We start from the raw sequence: 15,835 nt of genomic DNA on the forward strand, positions 1-15,835 counted from the left end.
CTGACTGACTTTTACAGCATCATACGGAATTTACTGGTTTAATGAAATCTTCCTTTAGAGAGAGGGCAGACTCATCCTTGAGTCTTATGTTGATGAGAGTTAATATTTGGCGTCATTCTCAATCAAAGAGGCAGAGACTAAAAAACCTGTGCTACCAGGCTGATCCTAGTAGCGAGAAAAGGTGTACTAATTGTGCGATCGTACTTTTTACCTTCTTTTCTATTCCTCCCGCAATTTTTGGATATCTTCAACGCTCAAACCCGTAGTTTGACTAATAGTTTTATTATCAAGAAAATTGAGAAGTTGCCTAGCAATGTCTAGAGCTTTTTCTCTCATTCCTAGCGCGAGTCCCTCTTCTCTGCCTTTTTCTTTGCCCTCTTCTCTACCTTCTGCGATGCCTTGTTCTCTGCCTTGTGCAATGCCTTTTTCAATTCCCTTGAGCAAGACACCCTGCTGATCGAGAATAAACATTTCGCGTTCTTCTAAATCTGCCAACTCCTCTGGATTCAAATTAGTTTCCTTGGCAATCGCAAAGGCTTGCTGTATTTCCGATACAGTTTCCATTGTTGACGGCACTATTTCCAAGCTGAGAGCATTTTTCATAAAATAAATCCACTTGTCAGTCAAAGTTTCTAACTCATCCAATTGTTTGTTGAATTTTGGCAAGTCGATAAATATCAGTTCAATCTCTGGAGCGACACAATCAATTAAACGCTTTTTCTCCTTGAACACAAAATGAGAAGTTCCTTCTTGGTCATAGTCAAACATTTCAAAATCAATAATTGTCAAATCAATTACAGGTTTTAACTTAAAGTAACCTTGACCGCGAATCAGTTGAAAAGAACGATCGCCCGACATCCACCCCAACCCTAGGTAACTACAGCCACCGCAGACTCTGGAACCTGAGAATGCTCCACCCGAAAAACATTCGCGCTCAAATTAGCAACAATTTGTTTCCCCTGCTGCGTCAGTTCCAAATAGCCGATCGCATCCTTCACATACCGATAAACCACATTCCAATAAAACTTCGGATAACCATCCCGCAACTCCCCGGGATTCTGATAGCCCAAAACCAGATTTTGCCCAGTTTCCTCAAACTCGTAAAACAGCGCCGCAATCTTTTGCAAATATCGCGGATCACTCAACTGACCAATTAAATCAGCAGCCCGAACCAAACCCGGATAATTCGCAGTATCTTGATAATCTTCATCTGCAGGAACTGGGAAACGAGTCAGCTCAATATTACGCTTAACCAGCTCAGCATCAATCAGTTTGTGACCGCCAAAACGCTCGTCAATAAACATTTTTCCGCGATCGATATGATAAGGCATCAAACTCGCATCCGTCGCCCCCGGAGGTAGCTTCACTTGCAAATCCTCTATCCCCGTTGCATACAGTCTCAAATCAGTTCGATCTTGCCGACAAACCCCCTTCACATACCCGATATCGTGACACAGCAAAGCAATGTGGAAATGCAGCCAATGTTCACATAAAACACCACCCTCCCGGATGTGCTTGCCGCGCAGAATCTCCTGTCCCACCAAGGTCACTAAAATAGTGTGTTCAACATTGTGGTAAAGAGCATCGCTATTAGCAATATTTTCCAAAGCCATACTCGCTACCCAAGCAATAATTTCACCATAGTCAGATTTGAACCCGCCGTAGGTGTACCGGTAGCCTTCAATCAGCCGATTTACAAAAGCATTAATCAACAGTTCTGTTGCATTAAACATATTCACTTCCCTGAACCCACGTAGATCATTAAATTATTTTTATAGTGATTGTTTTTGGTGCTACCGTTTAATGTTATTTTTGGCTTAAGCGCCACGATGGATACCCACTCCTATCGAGACGCATCCATTGATATTATCAACAATTATGGCTTAAATTATGGCTCTCGCAACTACCAGAGCGACACACCCCATCAATAATAGAGCTCAACGGGCGATCGAGGTATGACACCCCTCAATCAGCAGTACGGCGTTACATCTTCCCCGCATACGTCAGCCAAAAACGAGAGCGATCGAAAACGCAACCCCACTAATTCCTCATACACAGGATTCAGCTTGCACATAGGCGGTATGTGGAAAAGATGGTGTCCCCATAGCTGCATATCTCTATCAAAAGAACACCGTGCGGGTATAAGTTGGCACAAGAACCGAGCTACTTGCGGATCTCCCACGGCAATGTTATCAAGCCACTGTCGCACTGGTTGCACGAGGCGATCGCAAAAAGTTAAATCTTGGCACTGATTTTCGGGGAAAATACTTGTAGTCAAGTTCATGATTGATCTCAGTAATCATTACTAACAAAAACTTATGAATCACCCGACTTAATCCTCAACGAAACCCAATGTTGCTCCAGTGACGTGAATAAGTTTTATGAGTGACACTCACAGTCGCAAAATGTGATGCGACTAGCTAGCATTTGTGATTTGAAACTCGCTCAACTGTGAGACAGATCACGCCCTCTGTTCACTCCAGAATGTATATTTAGATAGATGGAAAAAAAATAAGACAGAATAATTGGTAGCCCTCCCTCGCAGCTCCCCTCTCCCATCATCTGCGATCTACTAATCTGTATACTTACTAATATAAGGTTTCAGGCAATGATTAAACAAAAAGATAAATATGCCGACCTTGCTCAACTCCCCCACACAGATACCGTGCTGCAAAAACTCCCTGTAGAAGTTAAAGATTGGGCCCAAAGCTTGCCTTGGAACCAGCGACGCTATGTCTTGTCCCTCTGCTACATATTGTGCGCCTCTACTCCTGACTTGCAAGCAGAATTTTTAGATAATTATACAGCCGACGGTTTAGTCTCAAAAATGTTTGAAGATGTAGATACTCTACACCGAGTCAAAGAGTATTTAATCAGATTCCGAGTCAAAAAACAATTAAACGAATCAGATTTAAGAAGCTACATCAAACAATTTTATATCCACTCAGCTCAACAATCGCGCCGAGAAACTGACCAATATTTAGAATCTGCACTCCGCTTCGTCTTGAGTACAGAAGAACGCAATAATGTTTTTAACTACATTTTGGGCTTTGAATTTATTAAAATTGTGTTTCAAATGAGCTGGTTGCAACACGAAAGATTAGCGAGACTGCAAAAAAATCAGTCGCAGTTTATTGAAACCTATATCAAGCCGATTCAACACGCACACAGAATTAATGGCATAATTCTACCTAAAGATGAGAGAATATTTTTTGCCAGACGCACCTATTACGTTCAACTACCTAACATTTCCTACAGAAGGCTCATTGAGTTAGTCATGGCAACTTTTACTACAGAAATGGTTAGTAATTGCGGATTTTCTATCAGCCGCCACTCTCAAGCTCTGCGTTTTGACTGCGATTACATTTATGATCCAGAACCAGAAGAAGAAAGATTTCCTACTGACTTGCAATTTATTCATTGACTTGACGCAGTAAGCTGTACCCGACGTTGCTTTTTTCTCTTTACTTTTAGTTGCGCTTTGGTCACAGGAGAATTTGTGAATCAGGGGACTTCTAGTCGGCAGGTTAAAACTGAATTTTTCAGCCGGATTTTATAAAATAGGATGGCTATATCAATTAACCTTCTGCTTGCATTTCTTCAATGTCAAACCAGCTAACTATCACTCCCGCTAGCGGAATCGCCAGAAATATACCTAAAAGTCCTGCTGATCTTGCTCCGACTAACAGTGCAAAAAATACCACTACAGGATTGAGGTTAAGGGAGTTTTGCATCAGTCTCGGATGAATAAAGTTGTCTTGAATTTGCTGCAAAACAATGCAAGCTGCCAATACTTTTAAAGATAGCCACACATTTTGAGACAATACAATAAAACAAACTAAGCTAATCCCCAGCGTCGCTCCTATCCCTGGAACTAAATCAAACAATCCGATAATAAAGGCTAAAATCAAAGGAAATTTCACATCTAACAGCAGAAAAATCAAAAAACTTGATGTTGTCAAAAATAACATTAACAGGATTTGTGCCTGAAAAAATCCTAAAAAGTTTTTCTCTATGGTTACACTTAAACGCCTGTGCAGGTGTCGAGGTATAAATTTGAGAACCAACAGCCACAGCCTCTCTCCATCAAGTAACATGAAAGAAGCCACTACCATAATTAATATTAAATTCAATAAATTGGTTAAAAATACTTGTAAAAAAGCAATACTCGACACAACTCCCGCCAAAGCTTGGTTTCGTAGTTGTTCCTCAATAACTCGCAGGTTAACTTGCAGGTTTCTCGCCCGCAGGAATGCTTCGATGCGCTCGGACAGAGGCGCCAGAGCATTCACAAATTCAGTCATGCTGTCAATTAATTGCTGCCCTTGAGATAAAAGAGTGACCCCTACGGTGACGGTGAGACCGCCAAAAACTAAAAGGGTGATCAAGACAACGAAGGCGACAGCTAAACTTCGCGGTAAAAATCTCTGGAGATTTCGCACTGGATAGTTGAGCAAAAAAGCCACGAGTGCAGCAATGGTGAAAACCGCGACTGCTGTTTCAAAGTAAGCTAAAAGTTGCAGTCCAGCCCAACCAGAAGCAAATAAAAGCAAAAACCGGACTAGGGCTAAATTGCTTAGCATATTCCAAAAATTGGGAGGAGTTCTGTCTTGCTCTTTCACAGGGATTTTTAGGGGTTAATATTATAGCTCAAAAATATTGCAGAGCCCTCTTTTAGAATCGCACCCAAGATATATCTGCGGCTATCCCCCTCAAGGCAGAAAACAGATGTGGAACTGAGGCAGGAGTGGGTTCTATTCACCATAAGTTTGATTTGATAGTCACGAATGCCGCATAAAACACGCCCGCGATCGAACAAACAGCCTTTTTGACTCTAAAACCGCCTCGGAAACTCTTTGCGAGGGGAGTATTTGTCGTGGCAGGCCGCCAACTAGGAAACAAACGCTCAAACTTGCTGGCGCCGAAAAACCCGGTTTCAGTGCCAGTCGCGAAAAAGTTTAACTCTGCCCCGTGGAAGATAGTATGAACAGGTCAATTTTTGGGATACTAGAAACTAGCACTCAACTTAGCTGAGGAACAAACGTGCTGCTATCAAAAGGCTTTGAAGTAGAAATGTATACCGGCACTCCCGAAGGTGAGGTTGTCGGTCTATCCGATCGCATAGTTGCCGATCTAGAGGGATTTGTCCGGGAGCCTGATAGCCGCAATGTGGAGTACACGACCGCCCCGCTGTGTAGCTACGATCGCCTGTTGTGTGCCTTAGTCAAGCCACGAGTTCGGCTGCGCGAGTATTTAAAACAATTGGGCGACTATACCTTGCTGCCGGGAAGTACCTTGTCTCTCGGAGGGAGCGATCGATTTTACCGATCCGATCCCAACAACCCCTACCACACCTACATCGAGCAAACCTACGGCACCAAAGTCGTCACCGCAAGCATTCACATCAACATCGGCATCTCCCAACCAGAAATGCTGATGCGCGCCATCCGCCTCGCCCGCGTCGAAGCACCGCTGTACCTTGCCTTGAGCGCCTCTTCCCCCTTCCTCGACGGCGAAGTCACGGGCTATCATTCCACTCGGTGGGGTTTGTTTCCCAAAACTCCCGCCATCGTCCCCCTGTTTGAAAGTCACAAGCATTACATTCAGTGGACTGAAGAACAGCTAGAACTCGGAACCATGCAAAACGTCCGCCATTTGTGGTCTGCCGTGCGGCCAAATGGCGATCGTCGCCCCTACTGTCTCAACCGCCTCGAACTGAGAATTTGCGACCTCGAAGTCAATCCTCTGGCTTTGTTAGCCATCACTGCCTTACTAGAAGCTCGCATTTGGCAGATGATGGAAGACCCCAGCTTAGACCCTTTAGAGCTCAGCACCTTGCCTGCGGCCACCCGCAACCAAGACTTAGTTGCTCTCACAGACGCCAACGAAATTGCTGCATCCCGGCAAAGTTTGGATGCCGAACTTACCCACTGGCAAGACGGCAGAACTATTCTGGCACGAGATTGGATTGAGGAAATTTACCGAGAAGTCTGGCCTTTCGCCAAAAAACGCGGCTTTAGCTGCTTTCTCTCGCCACTCAAAAAGATTCTCCGGGAAGGCAACACGGCCCAGCAGTGGTTGAAGCTACACGAGGGCGGTTTGGACACCCGCAGTATTATTCTGCAAGGGATTCAGGGGATGGCTCACCAAGAATGGGAGCTTGAAGACAACTTGTGCGCCCAGTTAGTTGCCTGAAGTACCCGCCGTTATTATAACGGGGGCTTTCAGTAGCCCCCTGGCTATGCGTACTCAGCAAATACAAATAGCCCGAACCTCCTGGGAAAAAGTTGCAGAGCGACTCCCAAAAACAAATCAGAATATTTAATCAATGGAACTCGACAAAGGTTATAAATAAAAGCTATAAGGTATATCTACCTTTGGGTAGTTTTATAAATTTCCCAAGAGCTGTATTTTTCGCTTTTAATTAGCTTCATGCCCCAACTTGTCTTGATTCACCCGCAAATCCCCCCGAATACTGGCAATATCGCCCGCACTTGCGCTGCCACAGGCACGGAACTGCATTTAGTCGGCCCGCTGGGGTTTGAAATTAGCGATCGCTACCTGAAACGGGCAGGCTTAGATTACTGGCCCTACGTCAATCTCCAGTGCCACGAAGACTTAGCGGCTTTTCAGGCCTATCGGGAGCAGCGCGGGGGACGATCGATCGGATTCAGCACTGGCGGGCGATGCAATTACGCGCAATTCCAATTTCAGCCCAGCGACTGGCTGATGTTTGGCTCGGAAACTGTAGGCATTCCCCAATACGTCTTGGATGCCTGCGACGCCACAGTTTTTATTCCGATGAGCCAGCCGGGAGTCAGGAGTTTGAACCTCTCCGTCAGCGCTGCTGTGGGTTTATTTGAGGCTAAACGACAGTTGGGGGAGCTGGGATAAATCATTATCAACACATAAATATATAGATATTTAATAGCTGCCGGAGGCTGCCAAAGCTGCATTTAAATATAAGAAATTTGTATCAAAGGGGTGAAAATCTAGATAGCCGACATTAATATATTTTATTCATTCAAAAACAGATTGTTATCAGCAACACCAAATTACTCCCAAGATGATTCAGCAACAAAAACAGAGGATTTTAGCGATTTAGGGCGTGAGCGAGTACCAGCTTGGGTCTGAACACTATATCTAGTAAATATACGGTTGTAGGTTGTCCGGAAATTAGCCTAAAGTCTGATAATAGGTGAGAGTTCAGAGCCTTACCGGAACGAATATTTTATGTATTCGTTCCAGCTATTGCGGTGTAAGGCTTGTGGGGTGAATTGCAGCAGGTTTAACCGAGAATTTTAAAATTTATGACGGTTTGAGCTTGTCTAAATTAAAAAAGCAAGGTAATCTGGCCTAAGCATGATAGCTGTCAACAATCAGAATATTTTTGCTTGTTGATTTAAACTCAGCGTCATGCGATCCCCTTGAGTGTTTCCAAGGACAGTTAGCGCTTCTCAGTAGGAGGTCGTTTTTTTGAAACGAACATATCCCCAAATTAAGCCTGTTCAGGCTAGTGAAATCGACAGAGACGGTTCTGCGGAACCATCCAAACAGACAACGCTCAGCACAGGCAGAGTTCGCTCTCTCGCCACGATCGGGCTGGCAATATCGGTAGGTGCTTCTGGCATCCTGCTACCGAGAAATGGAGACAGCGCTCGCGCGTCTGAACTCGCACCGACATCAGAATCCACCGCTGAAGTACAGCCTGTATCGGCCAACGGGCCTGCTACGTCCGCACAAGTGGACGGTTCCAGGGCCCAACAGCCCGGAGCACCTTCTGAGCCGGCGACGGTTAAGGTGCAGGAGGGGCAAAGCCTTTGGGAGCTTTCTCGGGATTATGAAGTTGAACCGTTGGTACTAGCAACTGCCAACGACATCCAACCCGATACCATACTCCAAGTTGGCCAACAGCTCAGAATTCCGACTGCGACGGAAGCCACACCACAACAGAACGCCGGCTATAGCACATCGGCTTCGCTAGATCGCGCAGCGACGGTCAATCCCGAACAAGAGTTTAATCTGACTGGCTCCGAGCCATTGGATAGTGCAGCCATGACAGCGCTGCCATCAACCGCAGCGACCCCGCTGGTCACAACGGTACCGGAACAAAGTTCGATCGACATCCCGAATGCAGACGGGGCGATCGACAGTTTGAAAAAACAGGAAAACCGCACCACAGAATCGGGTCGAACTATGTTCGGGTCGGAGGGGGGAGCAAATTTATCTACACCTGCGGCATTTTTGCCCGAGTCAGCACCGACGCTGACCTCCCCCGGATATGCAACTGGGACAACTATTCCTGACCTCGATGCCACACCTGTAATTCCCAATTCCGGGGGAGGTCAAGCAGCATCGCCCGATCGAGCATTCGAGTCAATTGAACAGTCTTTGGCAACACCCAGTTTGCCCTCGGCTGTGCTAGTCCCCCCTGCGGGAAGTACCGCCGCGCCGGCTGAGGTTCTCTACAGCGTGCGTCCGGGAGATACGCTAGATGCGATCGCCAAAGGTCACGGCGTATCGCCCAAAGATCTGATCTCCGTCAACAAGCTTGGCAACCCCAACTTGCTGAATGTCAATCAACGACTCAAAATTCCCCAAGTTGGGTTTAAAAATCCAGGGATGCAGGCGGCAGCCTCTTATTCTGCCTCCAACTCTACATCTGTCTGGGCAGCGAGTTCGGTTCCCGCATCTTTGAACCCCAGCTCGTCTACCTCGGAAATAGCCGGTGCTGGCGTTGCCGCACCCGCGCCCACAGTGCCTGTGGTTTCTCCCCTGGAGAACCTGGAAGGTCTGAACAATATTTCAGCGCCGATGGTTCCCCAAATTAACAGCATTCCGCTGACTCAAGTTTCCCAAACCATTAGCGATCCACGGAAGCTGGATCTTCAAGGCGAACCAACATTTACAGGTGCAGTTGACACCAGTGCCCTGCCTGGACCAGCCAGTGCAACTGCTACGGCCATCGCTACGGGAGAATACCCGCAGCCGATCAGCTTCGTGGCAAATACTAGCGCCCAGGGTTCAAATGCCGATCCAACTAGCGCTTTACCAGAGTCGAATTCGGATGATCTCCCTACCGCAGAAGCTCTCAACCCTTATTCCGAACGTTTGAGGGCAGAAGTTGTCAGGCTGCGAGAGGAATATCGTGCCTCGCGCAATTCGATCGGCGCCAATGCGGTGTCCCTGGCTCCAAATGACGGGCCCTCGGTCAACCCGTCTGAGGAGATGCCAAGTGTCAATCCATATCTCTACACCCCCGACTATACTGAGGCGGTGCAGAATGAAATCAGCAGACCGCCATCAAGAGCCTGGTCTGAGCAGGTTCAGAAGCAGCAGCAAGAGCGTTTAGACCCCGCTCGCGCAGCGGAACTGCAACCGATCAACCTGACGCCGACCTCTGCTCAGCAGCAGCGACCGGTGGTAGCAACTGCTCCTTTGGGAGCCGACGGTTACGATCCCCTAAGCAACCCGTCTTTGGGACGCATGGTTTCTCCAGAACTGCCTCCGCTTTCGAGCCCTGATACCTATCTGCCTAACGGCAAACAACAGTCGGCTAAGGGGTTTATTTGGCCGTCTAAGGGCGTTCTTACTTCTGGCTACGGCTGGCGGTGGGGACGGATGCACAAAGGAATTGATATTGCAGGGCCGATCGGCACGCCAATTGTGGCAGCATCAGACGGGGTGGTCACCTATGCTCAGTGGAACGACGGCGGCTACGGGTATTTGGTGGAAATTACCCATCCTGACGGCACTGAGACTGTCTATGCCCACAACAGCCGAATTTTGGTGCAAAAGGGTCAGAGAGTCGCTCAAGGGGAACAGATTTCAGAAATGGGCAGCACTGGCTTCAGTACCGGGCCGCACTTGCACTTTGAAATTCATCCCGCCGGACAGGGTGCTATCAACCCAATGGCTTTTCTGCCCGACGATGCGTCCAGCGCTTCTCGGTAACGACTGGTCGAAAGTTATGGGTTTTGAATGATTACCAAAACTCATAACTTTTACTGGAAGTCATTAGAAATAGTGTTGCTTGAAAACAAGACATAGCTAGCCATACCGTGCTACGATAGTAAATCGTGAAGTAGATTTGGCTCAGTGGCGCAGTGGTTAGCGCAGGGGACTCATAAGCCCAAGGTCGCAGGTTCAAATCCCGCCTGAGCCATTATTTAATCAAAAAAACTGCGCTCTCAAATTTGAGAGCGTTTTTTTTTGATTGATCGAGAAGATACTTGTAGTCGTTATGAGTATGATATATTTGTAACAGTTCGTAAAAAAGGAAACAAAATCTATGACCAGTGAATGCCTCCGGGTTGGTCAAGCTGCACCCGATTTCGCAGCAACAGCCGTAGTGGATCAGGAATTCAAGACAGTTAAACTGTCAGACTATAAAGGCAAAAAGTATGTAGTCCTGTTCTTCTACCCCTTGGACTTCACCTTTGTGTGCCCGACTGAGATTACAGCATTTAGCGATCGCTTCGAGGACTTCAAGAAAATCGATACCGAAATCCTCGGCGTATCCGTGGACAGTGAATTCTCTCACCTCGCTTGGATACAAACAGACCGCAAATCTGGCGGTGTTGGCGACCTCAACTATCCCTTAGTTGCTGACCTCAAAAAAACAATTAGTTCTGACTACAACGTCCTCGACCCAGAAGCAGGCATTGCCCTCAGAGGTCTGTTCATAATCGACAAAGAAGGCATCATCCAACACTCTACTATCAACAATCTTGCCTTCGGCCGCAACGTGGACGAAACTCTCCGTACTCTGCAAGCTATCCAACACGTCCAGTCTCATCCCGATGAAGTTTGTCCCGCCGGCTGGCAGCCCGGTGACAAGACCATGACTCCCGATCCTGTCAAGTCTAAGGTATTCTTTGCTGCGGTTTAAGCAGATTATATTTGTACGGGCACGGCAGTGTCGTGTCCGTACCCGCAGGGGCATTCATTTAACCGGATTTTTAATTAGCAATTAGCAATTACCCAATTAGGAAATATGCTGACTTCTACTAATTTTAGCGGCTTGTTAAATCAGCGGTTTTTCCAAAATTTATTGCCTGTTCCGGCGACTAATGTTCTGAACCTGGGACAGATGACGCCAGATTTTGAATTGCCGGATATTAATAATGGCAAATTGGTGCGGCTGTCGAATTATCGGGGCGATAAACCGGTAATTCTGGCTTTTACGCGGATTTTTACTGAAAAGCAATATTGCCCTTTCTGTTTTCCTCACATTAAAGCTTTGAATGAAAACTGGGAAAAATTTGCCGATCGCAATATAGAATTATTGATGGTTGCCAGTACCGACGATCGTCAAAGCCAAATTGTGGTTAGAGATTTAGGCTTGAAAATGCCTCTGCTTTCTGATCCCGGCTGTCAAGTGTTTCGGGCTTATCAAGTTGGTCAGGCTTTAGGTGCTCCTTTGCCGGCTCAGTTTGTTTTGGGTGCAGATGGAAAACTCCTCTTCAAACATTTGTTTTCTTTCATAGACCACAATGCTAGTGTGGAAACTTTGCTGCAATATGTCGATCGGTAAGGACACCGCTGCTGTGTCCTAATTTGGAGTTTTTCACCGCTGATGTACGCTGGTTTAGGCCCATCAGTGGGATTTTTTTATCGGTTGACACTGGCTGCGACAGGTCTTTAGTAATAAATACTTATTGTGCCAATTTCAATGGCGGAATGTTGCCATGTTCGCTCGACATGAATCTAGGCTATAGCTTTAAGGTACTTAGTACAAGTTTAAGCCAATGTCGTCTCCCAAAGATCGATCGAGCAAAATTGAATTGAGCGTCTTAGCGTCGCATCCTGAGTTGTTGACAGGTTTAGATGCGTGGCTGCAGCTAGGTTTACTTTCGCCCGCTGAGGTTGAGCAATTGTGCCGACAGTATTTAGTCTGCCCACTCAGAAATCCCGCTGTAGACATTTCTGAAATTGAAAACCCGCGAGATCCTATTGCCGAGCCAAAAGTACCTGCCTTATCAACGCAAAAAGCAGTACCTAGCAGCAGAGAAAGCGTTGCTAGACCCACAGAAACTACTCAAAACCCTAATTTTATCGCTCAAATTTTGCACTCACTAATGGCAGAAATTAGCGTGGTGTGGCTGTTGTTTTTAGGAGTGTTCATGGTAGTTGTCTCCTCTGGAGTCTTAGCTGCCAGTCAGTGGGAAAGATTTCCTGCCGCCGGACAATATGGAGTTTTGTTAGCTTATACTTTAACCTTTTGGGCAATTAGCAGTTGGGCAAACAGACAGCAGAATTTGCACTTGACTGCTCAAACTTTGCAAGAAGTGACGCTGTTGCTAGTGCCGATCAATTTTTGGGCGATGGATACTTTTGGATTGTGGCGGTATCCTTGGGATTGGGCGGTAGCAATCGCAGCGGCACTTATTTTGACTTGGATAACTGCCCGGATTATCAAAGATCAATATCAAAGCTTTTCTGGAAAAAACATCGCTCGCTCGATCGCCCTAAATCACTTGGGATTGAGTTATTTGCACTGGGGGTGGGCATTCGCCGGCTTTTCCCTGGCTGCGGTTTATGTGGGTACAGTGGGAACTGCTGCTACTACAGTTTATCAAGTTCAGCAACAACGATTGCAATCTCTCCAACGTGGGGGAAATACTGAAACATTCCCCGCTGCTTTCAGTTTGAGCAGAGATTTTCTGACTTACAAAAAAGCAGCTTTAGTAGCTTATTCGTTAGGAATTTTACTGGGTCGAGCGATATTTGTCAAGGATGTAAATATCGCTGAAATGGGTTTAGCTTTGGCGATTTGTGGTGTGCTTTTAGCATGGCTAGATTGGCAGCAACCCCGGCAATCTGGAACTATTAAAAACAATATATCCGACCAGCCAAATCCCAGCAACTTTTTTTACTGGCAATTAACCGGAATGGGCTTGGTGGGTTTGGGATGGCTCGTTTGTTTTCGCGACATTCCGCTACAGGCGATCGCAGTTAGCGGATTGGCTGTTTGGTTTTTTTACAACCGTTTAGTGCGGTTTGGGAAAGAGTTTGATTTGCTAATGCTTGAGGCGGTGGGACTTCAGAGTATTTGGCTGTTTTGGCGAGTGCTTCCTTTAGGGATTAAAACACAAGTTGTGGCATTTTTAACTCAGCTTACAAACTCTCAGGAAACTCCTTGGGCTTTTTGGGGTGTTCTGCTGTTGCCTTATTTAATTTTAATGGTAACTGCGGCCGAGTTGCTCTACCGCAAGCGAAAGTTTCAACTTGCCCGTTTTGGCGAAAACCTTGCTCTCGGTTTGGGGATTGTTTTAACTGTTATTAGCTTAGCCAATCCGTTTTGGCGATCGCTCAATTTATTAGTCTCTACTTTAACTTTAGGTTGGATCGCTTGGAAATACGTAATTCCCGACAATTACAGGCGAGTTGCGAGGTCGGATTCTGCGGCTGAACAACAGGGAAATCCGGCAATTTTGGTTCTCATAACTCACATTATGGGTTTAGGCGCGATCGCTTCGGCAATTGACTTATTTTTCCCCAACCTAACACCCAATATTTGGTCGGCAATATTATTAATATTCATGGCGAGTGAATGGGTGTTTTTTGTCTGGATGAAAGCGGCAAATTCCCGAGAAAGCTCTGCATTCTTTCGCTGGCATCCTGCAGGGTTCCAAAGTTCCTGGTATCTGGGCTTAGTATTAGCAGGATTCAGCTTTGTCTTGTTGCAAAATTATGTTATTGCGGGTACTGCAACTCATCGCCATCAGTGGAGTTTGCTCTGGCTGGCGACTCCTTTGGCTTTGACTGCTGTTGCTAAATATACTGAGGTTCCTCACAAACAAGTTGCCAGTACCTTTAGTACGATCGCCCTCATATTTGCACAAGTTCTAATTTTTATTTTTCCGGGATATCGGTTAATTGGTTTGGGGGTTGCCGCCGGATTAATGTTGCTCAATACTTACTATTTAGTAGAGATACCAGCGGCTGCGATTGGAGTGGGGTTTGGCTTGAGTTTCGTAGCTGCGGTGATTGATCAATTAGGTTTTGTGTCGGCTTGGGGTTGGGGAATTGCCGGGGCGATCGCTCTTTTGTGTCTGTGGTTGGTTCGCAGCATGATTGTTCGTTTTTCCAGCCGTTTGCCTGAGTCTTCTCAATTAGCTGAAATTTACGATCGAGCTTTAGATGGGTGGGCAATCTTACTCGCAGGCTTACTGTTAACAACTATTACTTTTTATTCCTATGAACTCTACGCAGGCAGTAGCTTGAGTTTCCCGCCCTCGCCTAAAGTTTTGGCTGCTATTTTGGTGATAATGGCTGCGATTATTTTCCGAAGTTTACGCCAACTTTCCCCTCTGGCAATTTATGCTTTGGCTTGGAGTTTGGAGTTGTTGACAGCAGTGGGTTTAAGTTTTGTCGATCGCACTACGATTAATTTGGCAGTTGCTAATATCGCTCTCGGATTGTTTACTCAATTATTGGGTGATGTGTGGCGGCGCCGCCACCCCGATCCAACAATTTTACCTAGCATTCATTTTATACCTTTGGTTTACGGGGTATTGGGTTTAACTTTCCGATCGCACACTTTTGCGAATTGGACTGGTTTAACTGTGTTGGGGGCGTCTTTAATTGCGATCGGTATTGGTAGGCGGGAACCCGAATTCAAACCTTTGGTTTATTTAGGATTAATAGGCGTGTCCGCTGCTGCTTACGAATCGCTACTGTATCAACTTTTTCAAACACCAGGAGGAGCTTTTGGAGATGGCTTAATTGTCCTGGCTACTCTCGGCACAACTTTAACATATATCTATCGCATTTTATCTCCTTGGCTCAGCAATTATTTACATTTAACTAATGCAGAGTTAAAAATATTTGCTCACCTGCACTGGGTTTTGAGCAGTTTGCTGCTGATTTGGGCTTCGGCCGATGATATTAAGTCCGGCCTAAGTTTAGGATTAGTCATTGGTGCTTTATTAGTTCAATACGCTTTCTTGCAAGGGCGAAATAATCTCGATCGCCAATGGGCAGAAATTTGGATTTACTTGGGCTGGCTAGAAGCCTTTGGCATCCGGCTTTACTGGATCAATACACCTTTAGTTAAGTATATTTCCGGGCCGTTGGGGCCTTGGAAAGTTGCCCTCGCTTCTCTATTAGCTTATTTCATTTACATTGTGCCTTGGGACAACTGGGGTTGGTCAAAAAAACCTTGGCAGGTAATTGCTTCGCTGATTCCAATAGTTACTATTTTGGAAAGTCCGGCTAAGTTTTATCCGATTAGCTTGCTGATAGCTGCCGCTTTCTATGTTTTCCTAGCTTGGGAAAGGGAGGAAGTCCGTTTTACCTATGTGAGTTTGGCGATAATTGATTGGATATTGCTGCGGTGGTTCTGGCAAATAGGATTGACTCAGCCAGAGTTTTATGTTACTCCTTTAGGACTTTCTTTACTTTACATTACTCAGTTCGATGGCACTCTGAAATTACCCGCACAAAAACCGCTGCGCCACACTCTGCGAATGCTCGCAACTGCGCTGATTTGCGGGATGCCTCTTTTGACTCAGCAAAGCCACGGTTTAGTTGCAGGAGCTTTTAGTTTAGTGGCGATTGCAGCGGGTTTGGCGCTGCGAGTTCGGGCATTTTTGTTTGTGGGAACGGGAATTTTTTTAATCAATGTTTTCTATCAGTTGGTGGTTCTGATATTCGATTATCGGCTGATTAAATGGGCGATTGGTTTTGCTTTTGGGGTTGTGTTTATCTGGATTGCTGCTACTTTTGAAACTCGGCGCGATCGCATTTCTGCTGTTGTGCAGCATTGGGTTGTGCAATTACAATCGTGGGATTAGATTCATCGATAAGTTGCTTTTTTTTGACGGTTATT

Annotated in this window: 11 protein-coding genes and 1 tRNA gene; 8 read left to right on the forward strand and 4 right to left on the reverse strand. The window is 46.0% G+C overall.

All coding sequences use genetic code 11. The annotated features are described in order from the left end of the window. Window positions 1-219 precede the first annotated feature (219 nt). The 3 genes from QUA43_RS06070 to QUA43_RS06080 form a co-directional block, all read right to left on the reverse strand. Window positions 220-858, reverse strand: a complete 639-nt coding sequence (locus QUA43_RS06070) for an Rpn family recombination-promoting nuclease/putative transposase (protein ID WP_333371911.1) — start codon at window positions 856-858, stop codon at window positions 220-222. Window positions 859-869: 11 nt separating this feature from the next. Beyond that, window positions 870-1,733 (reverse strand): Npun_R2479 family HD domain-containing metalloprotein, encoded by an 864-nt coding sequence (locus QUA43_RS06075; protein WP_333371913.1) that lies wholly within the window; start codon window positions 1,731-1,733, stop codon window positions 870-872. Window positions 1,734-1,969: 236 nt separating this feature from the next. Continuing rightward, a complete protein-coding gene (locus tag QUA43_RS06080; protein WP_333371914.1) occupies window positions 1,970-2,284 on the reverse strand; it encodes a Mo-dependent nitrogenase C-terminal domain-containing protein in 315 nt (104 codons plus the stop codon). A 324-nt stretch (window positions 2,285-2,608) separates the two neighbouring features. Between QUA43_RS06080 and QUA43_RS06085 the strand changes: the two genes are divergently transcribed. Beyond that, window positions 2,609-3,424: a cobyrinic acid a,c-diamide synthase gene (locus tag QUA43_RS06085; RefSeq protein ID WP_333371916.1), complete on the forward strand. Its 816-nt coding sequence runs from the start codon at window positions 2,609-2,611 to the stop codon at window positions 3,422-3,424. 154 nt (window positions 3,425-3,578) lie between these two features. Here QUA43_RS06085 and QUA43_RS06090 read toward each other — a convergent pair whose 3' ends face one another. Continuing rightward, window positions 3,579-4,622 carry an AI-2E family transporter gene (locus QUA43_RS06090; RefSeq protein ID WP_333371919.1) on the reverse strand — a complete coding sequence of 348 codons (1,044 nt, stop codon included), beginning with the start codon at window positions 4,620-4,622 and terminating at the stop codon, window positions 3,579-3,581. Between the two features lie 421 nt (window positions 4,623-5,043). Here QUA43_RS06090 and gshA point away from each other — a divergent pair, with 421 nt between their 5' ends. From gshA to QUA43_RS06125, 7 genes are all read left to right on the forward strand, one after another. Next, the gene (gene gshA / locus QUA43_RS06095) at window positions 5,044-6,195 is read left to right on the forward strand and encodes a glutamate--cysteine ligase (protein WP_333371921.1); all 1,152 of its coding nucleotides are present in this window, start codon (window positions 5,044-5,046) and stop codon (window positions 6,193-6,195) included. A 237-nt stretch (window positions 6,196-6,432) separates the two neighbouring features. Continuing rightward, window positions 6,433-6,894, forward strand: a complete 462-nt coding sequence (locus QUA43_RS06100; protein ID WP_333371923.1) for a tRNA (cytidine(34)-2'-O)-methyltransferase — start codon at window positions 6,433-6,435, stop codon at window positions 6,892-6,894. Between the two features lie 582 nt (window positions 6,895-7,476). After that, complete coding sequence (locus tag QUA43_RS06105; RefSeq protein ID WP_333371925.1) at window positions 7,477-9,954, forward strand: peptidoglycan DD-metalloendopeptidase family protein; 2,478 nt, start codon at window positions 7,477-7,479, stop codon at window positions 9,952-9,954. Between the two features lie 138 nt (window positions 9,955-10,092). Next, window positions 10,093-10,165, forward strand: a tRNA-Met gene (locus QUA43_RS06110). Between the two features lie 126 nt (window positions 10,166-10,291). Further along, window positions 10,292-10,891, forward strand: a complete 600-nt coding sequence (locus QUA43_RS06115; protein WP_333122030.1) for a peroxiredoxin — start codon at window positions 10,292-10,294, stop codon at window positions 10,889-10,891. 105 nt (window positions 10,892-10,996) lie between these two features. Then, a complete protein-coding gene (locus tag QUA43_RS06120; protein ID WP_333371927.1) occupies window positions 10,997-11,536 on the forward strand; it encodes a redoxin domain-containing protein in 540 nt (179 codons plus the stop codon). Window positions 11,537-11,750: 214 nt separating this feature from the next. Continuing rightward, window positions 11,751-15,800, forward strand: coding sequence for a hypothetical protein (locus tag QUA43_RS06125; protein WP_333371929.1), 4,050 nt, complete (start codon window positions 11,751-11,753; stop codon window positions 15,798-15,800). Window positions 15,801-15,835 lie beyond the last annotated feature (35 nt).

It is taken from the genome of Microcoleus sp. N9_B4, from assembly GCF_036701635.1.
Lineage (GTDB): Bacteria > Cyanobacteriota > Cyanobacteriia > Cyanobacteriales > Microcoleaceae > Microcoleus.

Coding starts and splice junctions, on each gene's coding strand:
- QUA43_RS06120 (WP_333371927.1), top strand. CDS start 10,997: ATGCTGACTTCTACTAATTTTAGCGGCTTGTTAAATCAGCGGTTTTTC.
- QUA43_RS06100 (WP_333371923.1), top strand. CDS start 6,433: ATGCCCCAACTTGTCTTGATTCACCCGCAAATCCCCCCGAATACTGGC.
- QUA43_RS06125 (WP_333371929.1), top strand. CDS start 11,751: ATGTCGTCTCCCAAAGATCGATCGAGCAAAATTGAATTGAGCGTCTTA.
- QUA43_RS06075 (WP_333371913.1), bottom strand. CDS start 1,733: ATGTTTAATGCAACAGAACTGTTGATTAATGCTTTTGTAAATCGGCTG.
- QUA43_RS06080 (WP_333371914.1), bottom strand. CDS start 2,284: ATGAACTTGACTACAAGTATTTTCCCCGAAAATCAGTGCCAAGATTTA.
- QUA43_RS06070 (WP_333371911.1), bottom strand. CDS start 858: ATGTCGGGCGATCGTTCTTTTCAACTGATTCGCGGTCAAGGTTACTTT.
- QUA43_RS06085 (WP_333371916.1), top strand. CDS start 2,609: ATGATTAAACAAAAAGATAAATATGCCGACCTTGCTCAACTCCCCCAC.
- QUA43_RS06115 (WP_333122030.1), top strand. CDS start 10,292: ATGACCAGTGAATGCCTCCGGGTTGGTCAAGCTGCACCCGATTTCGCA.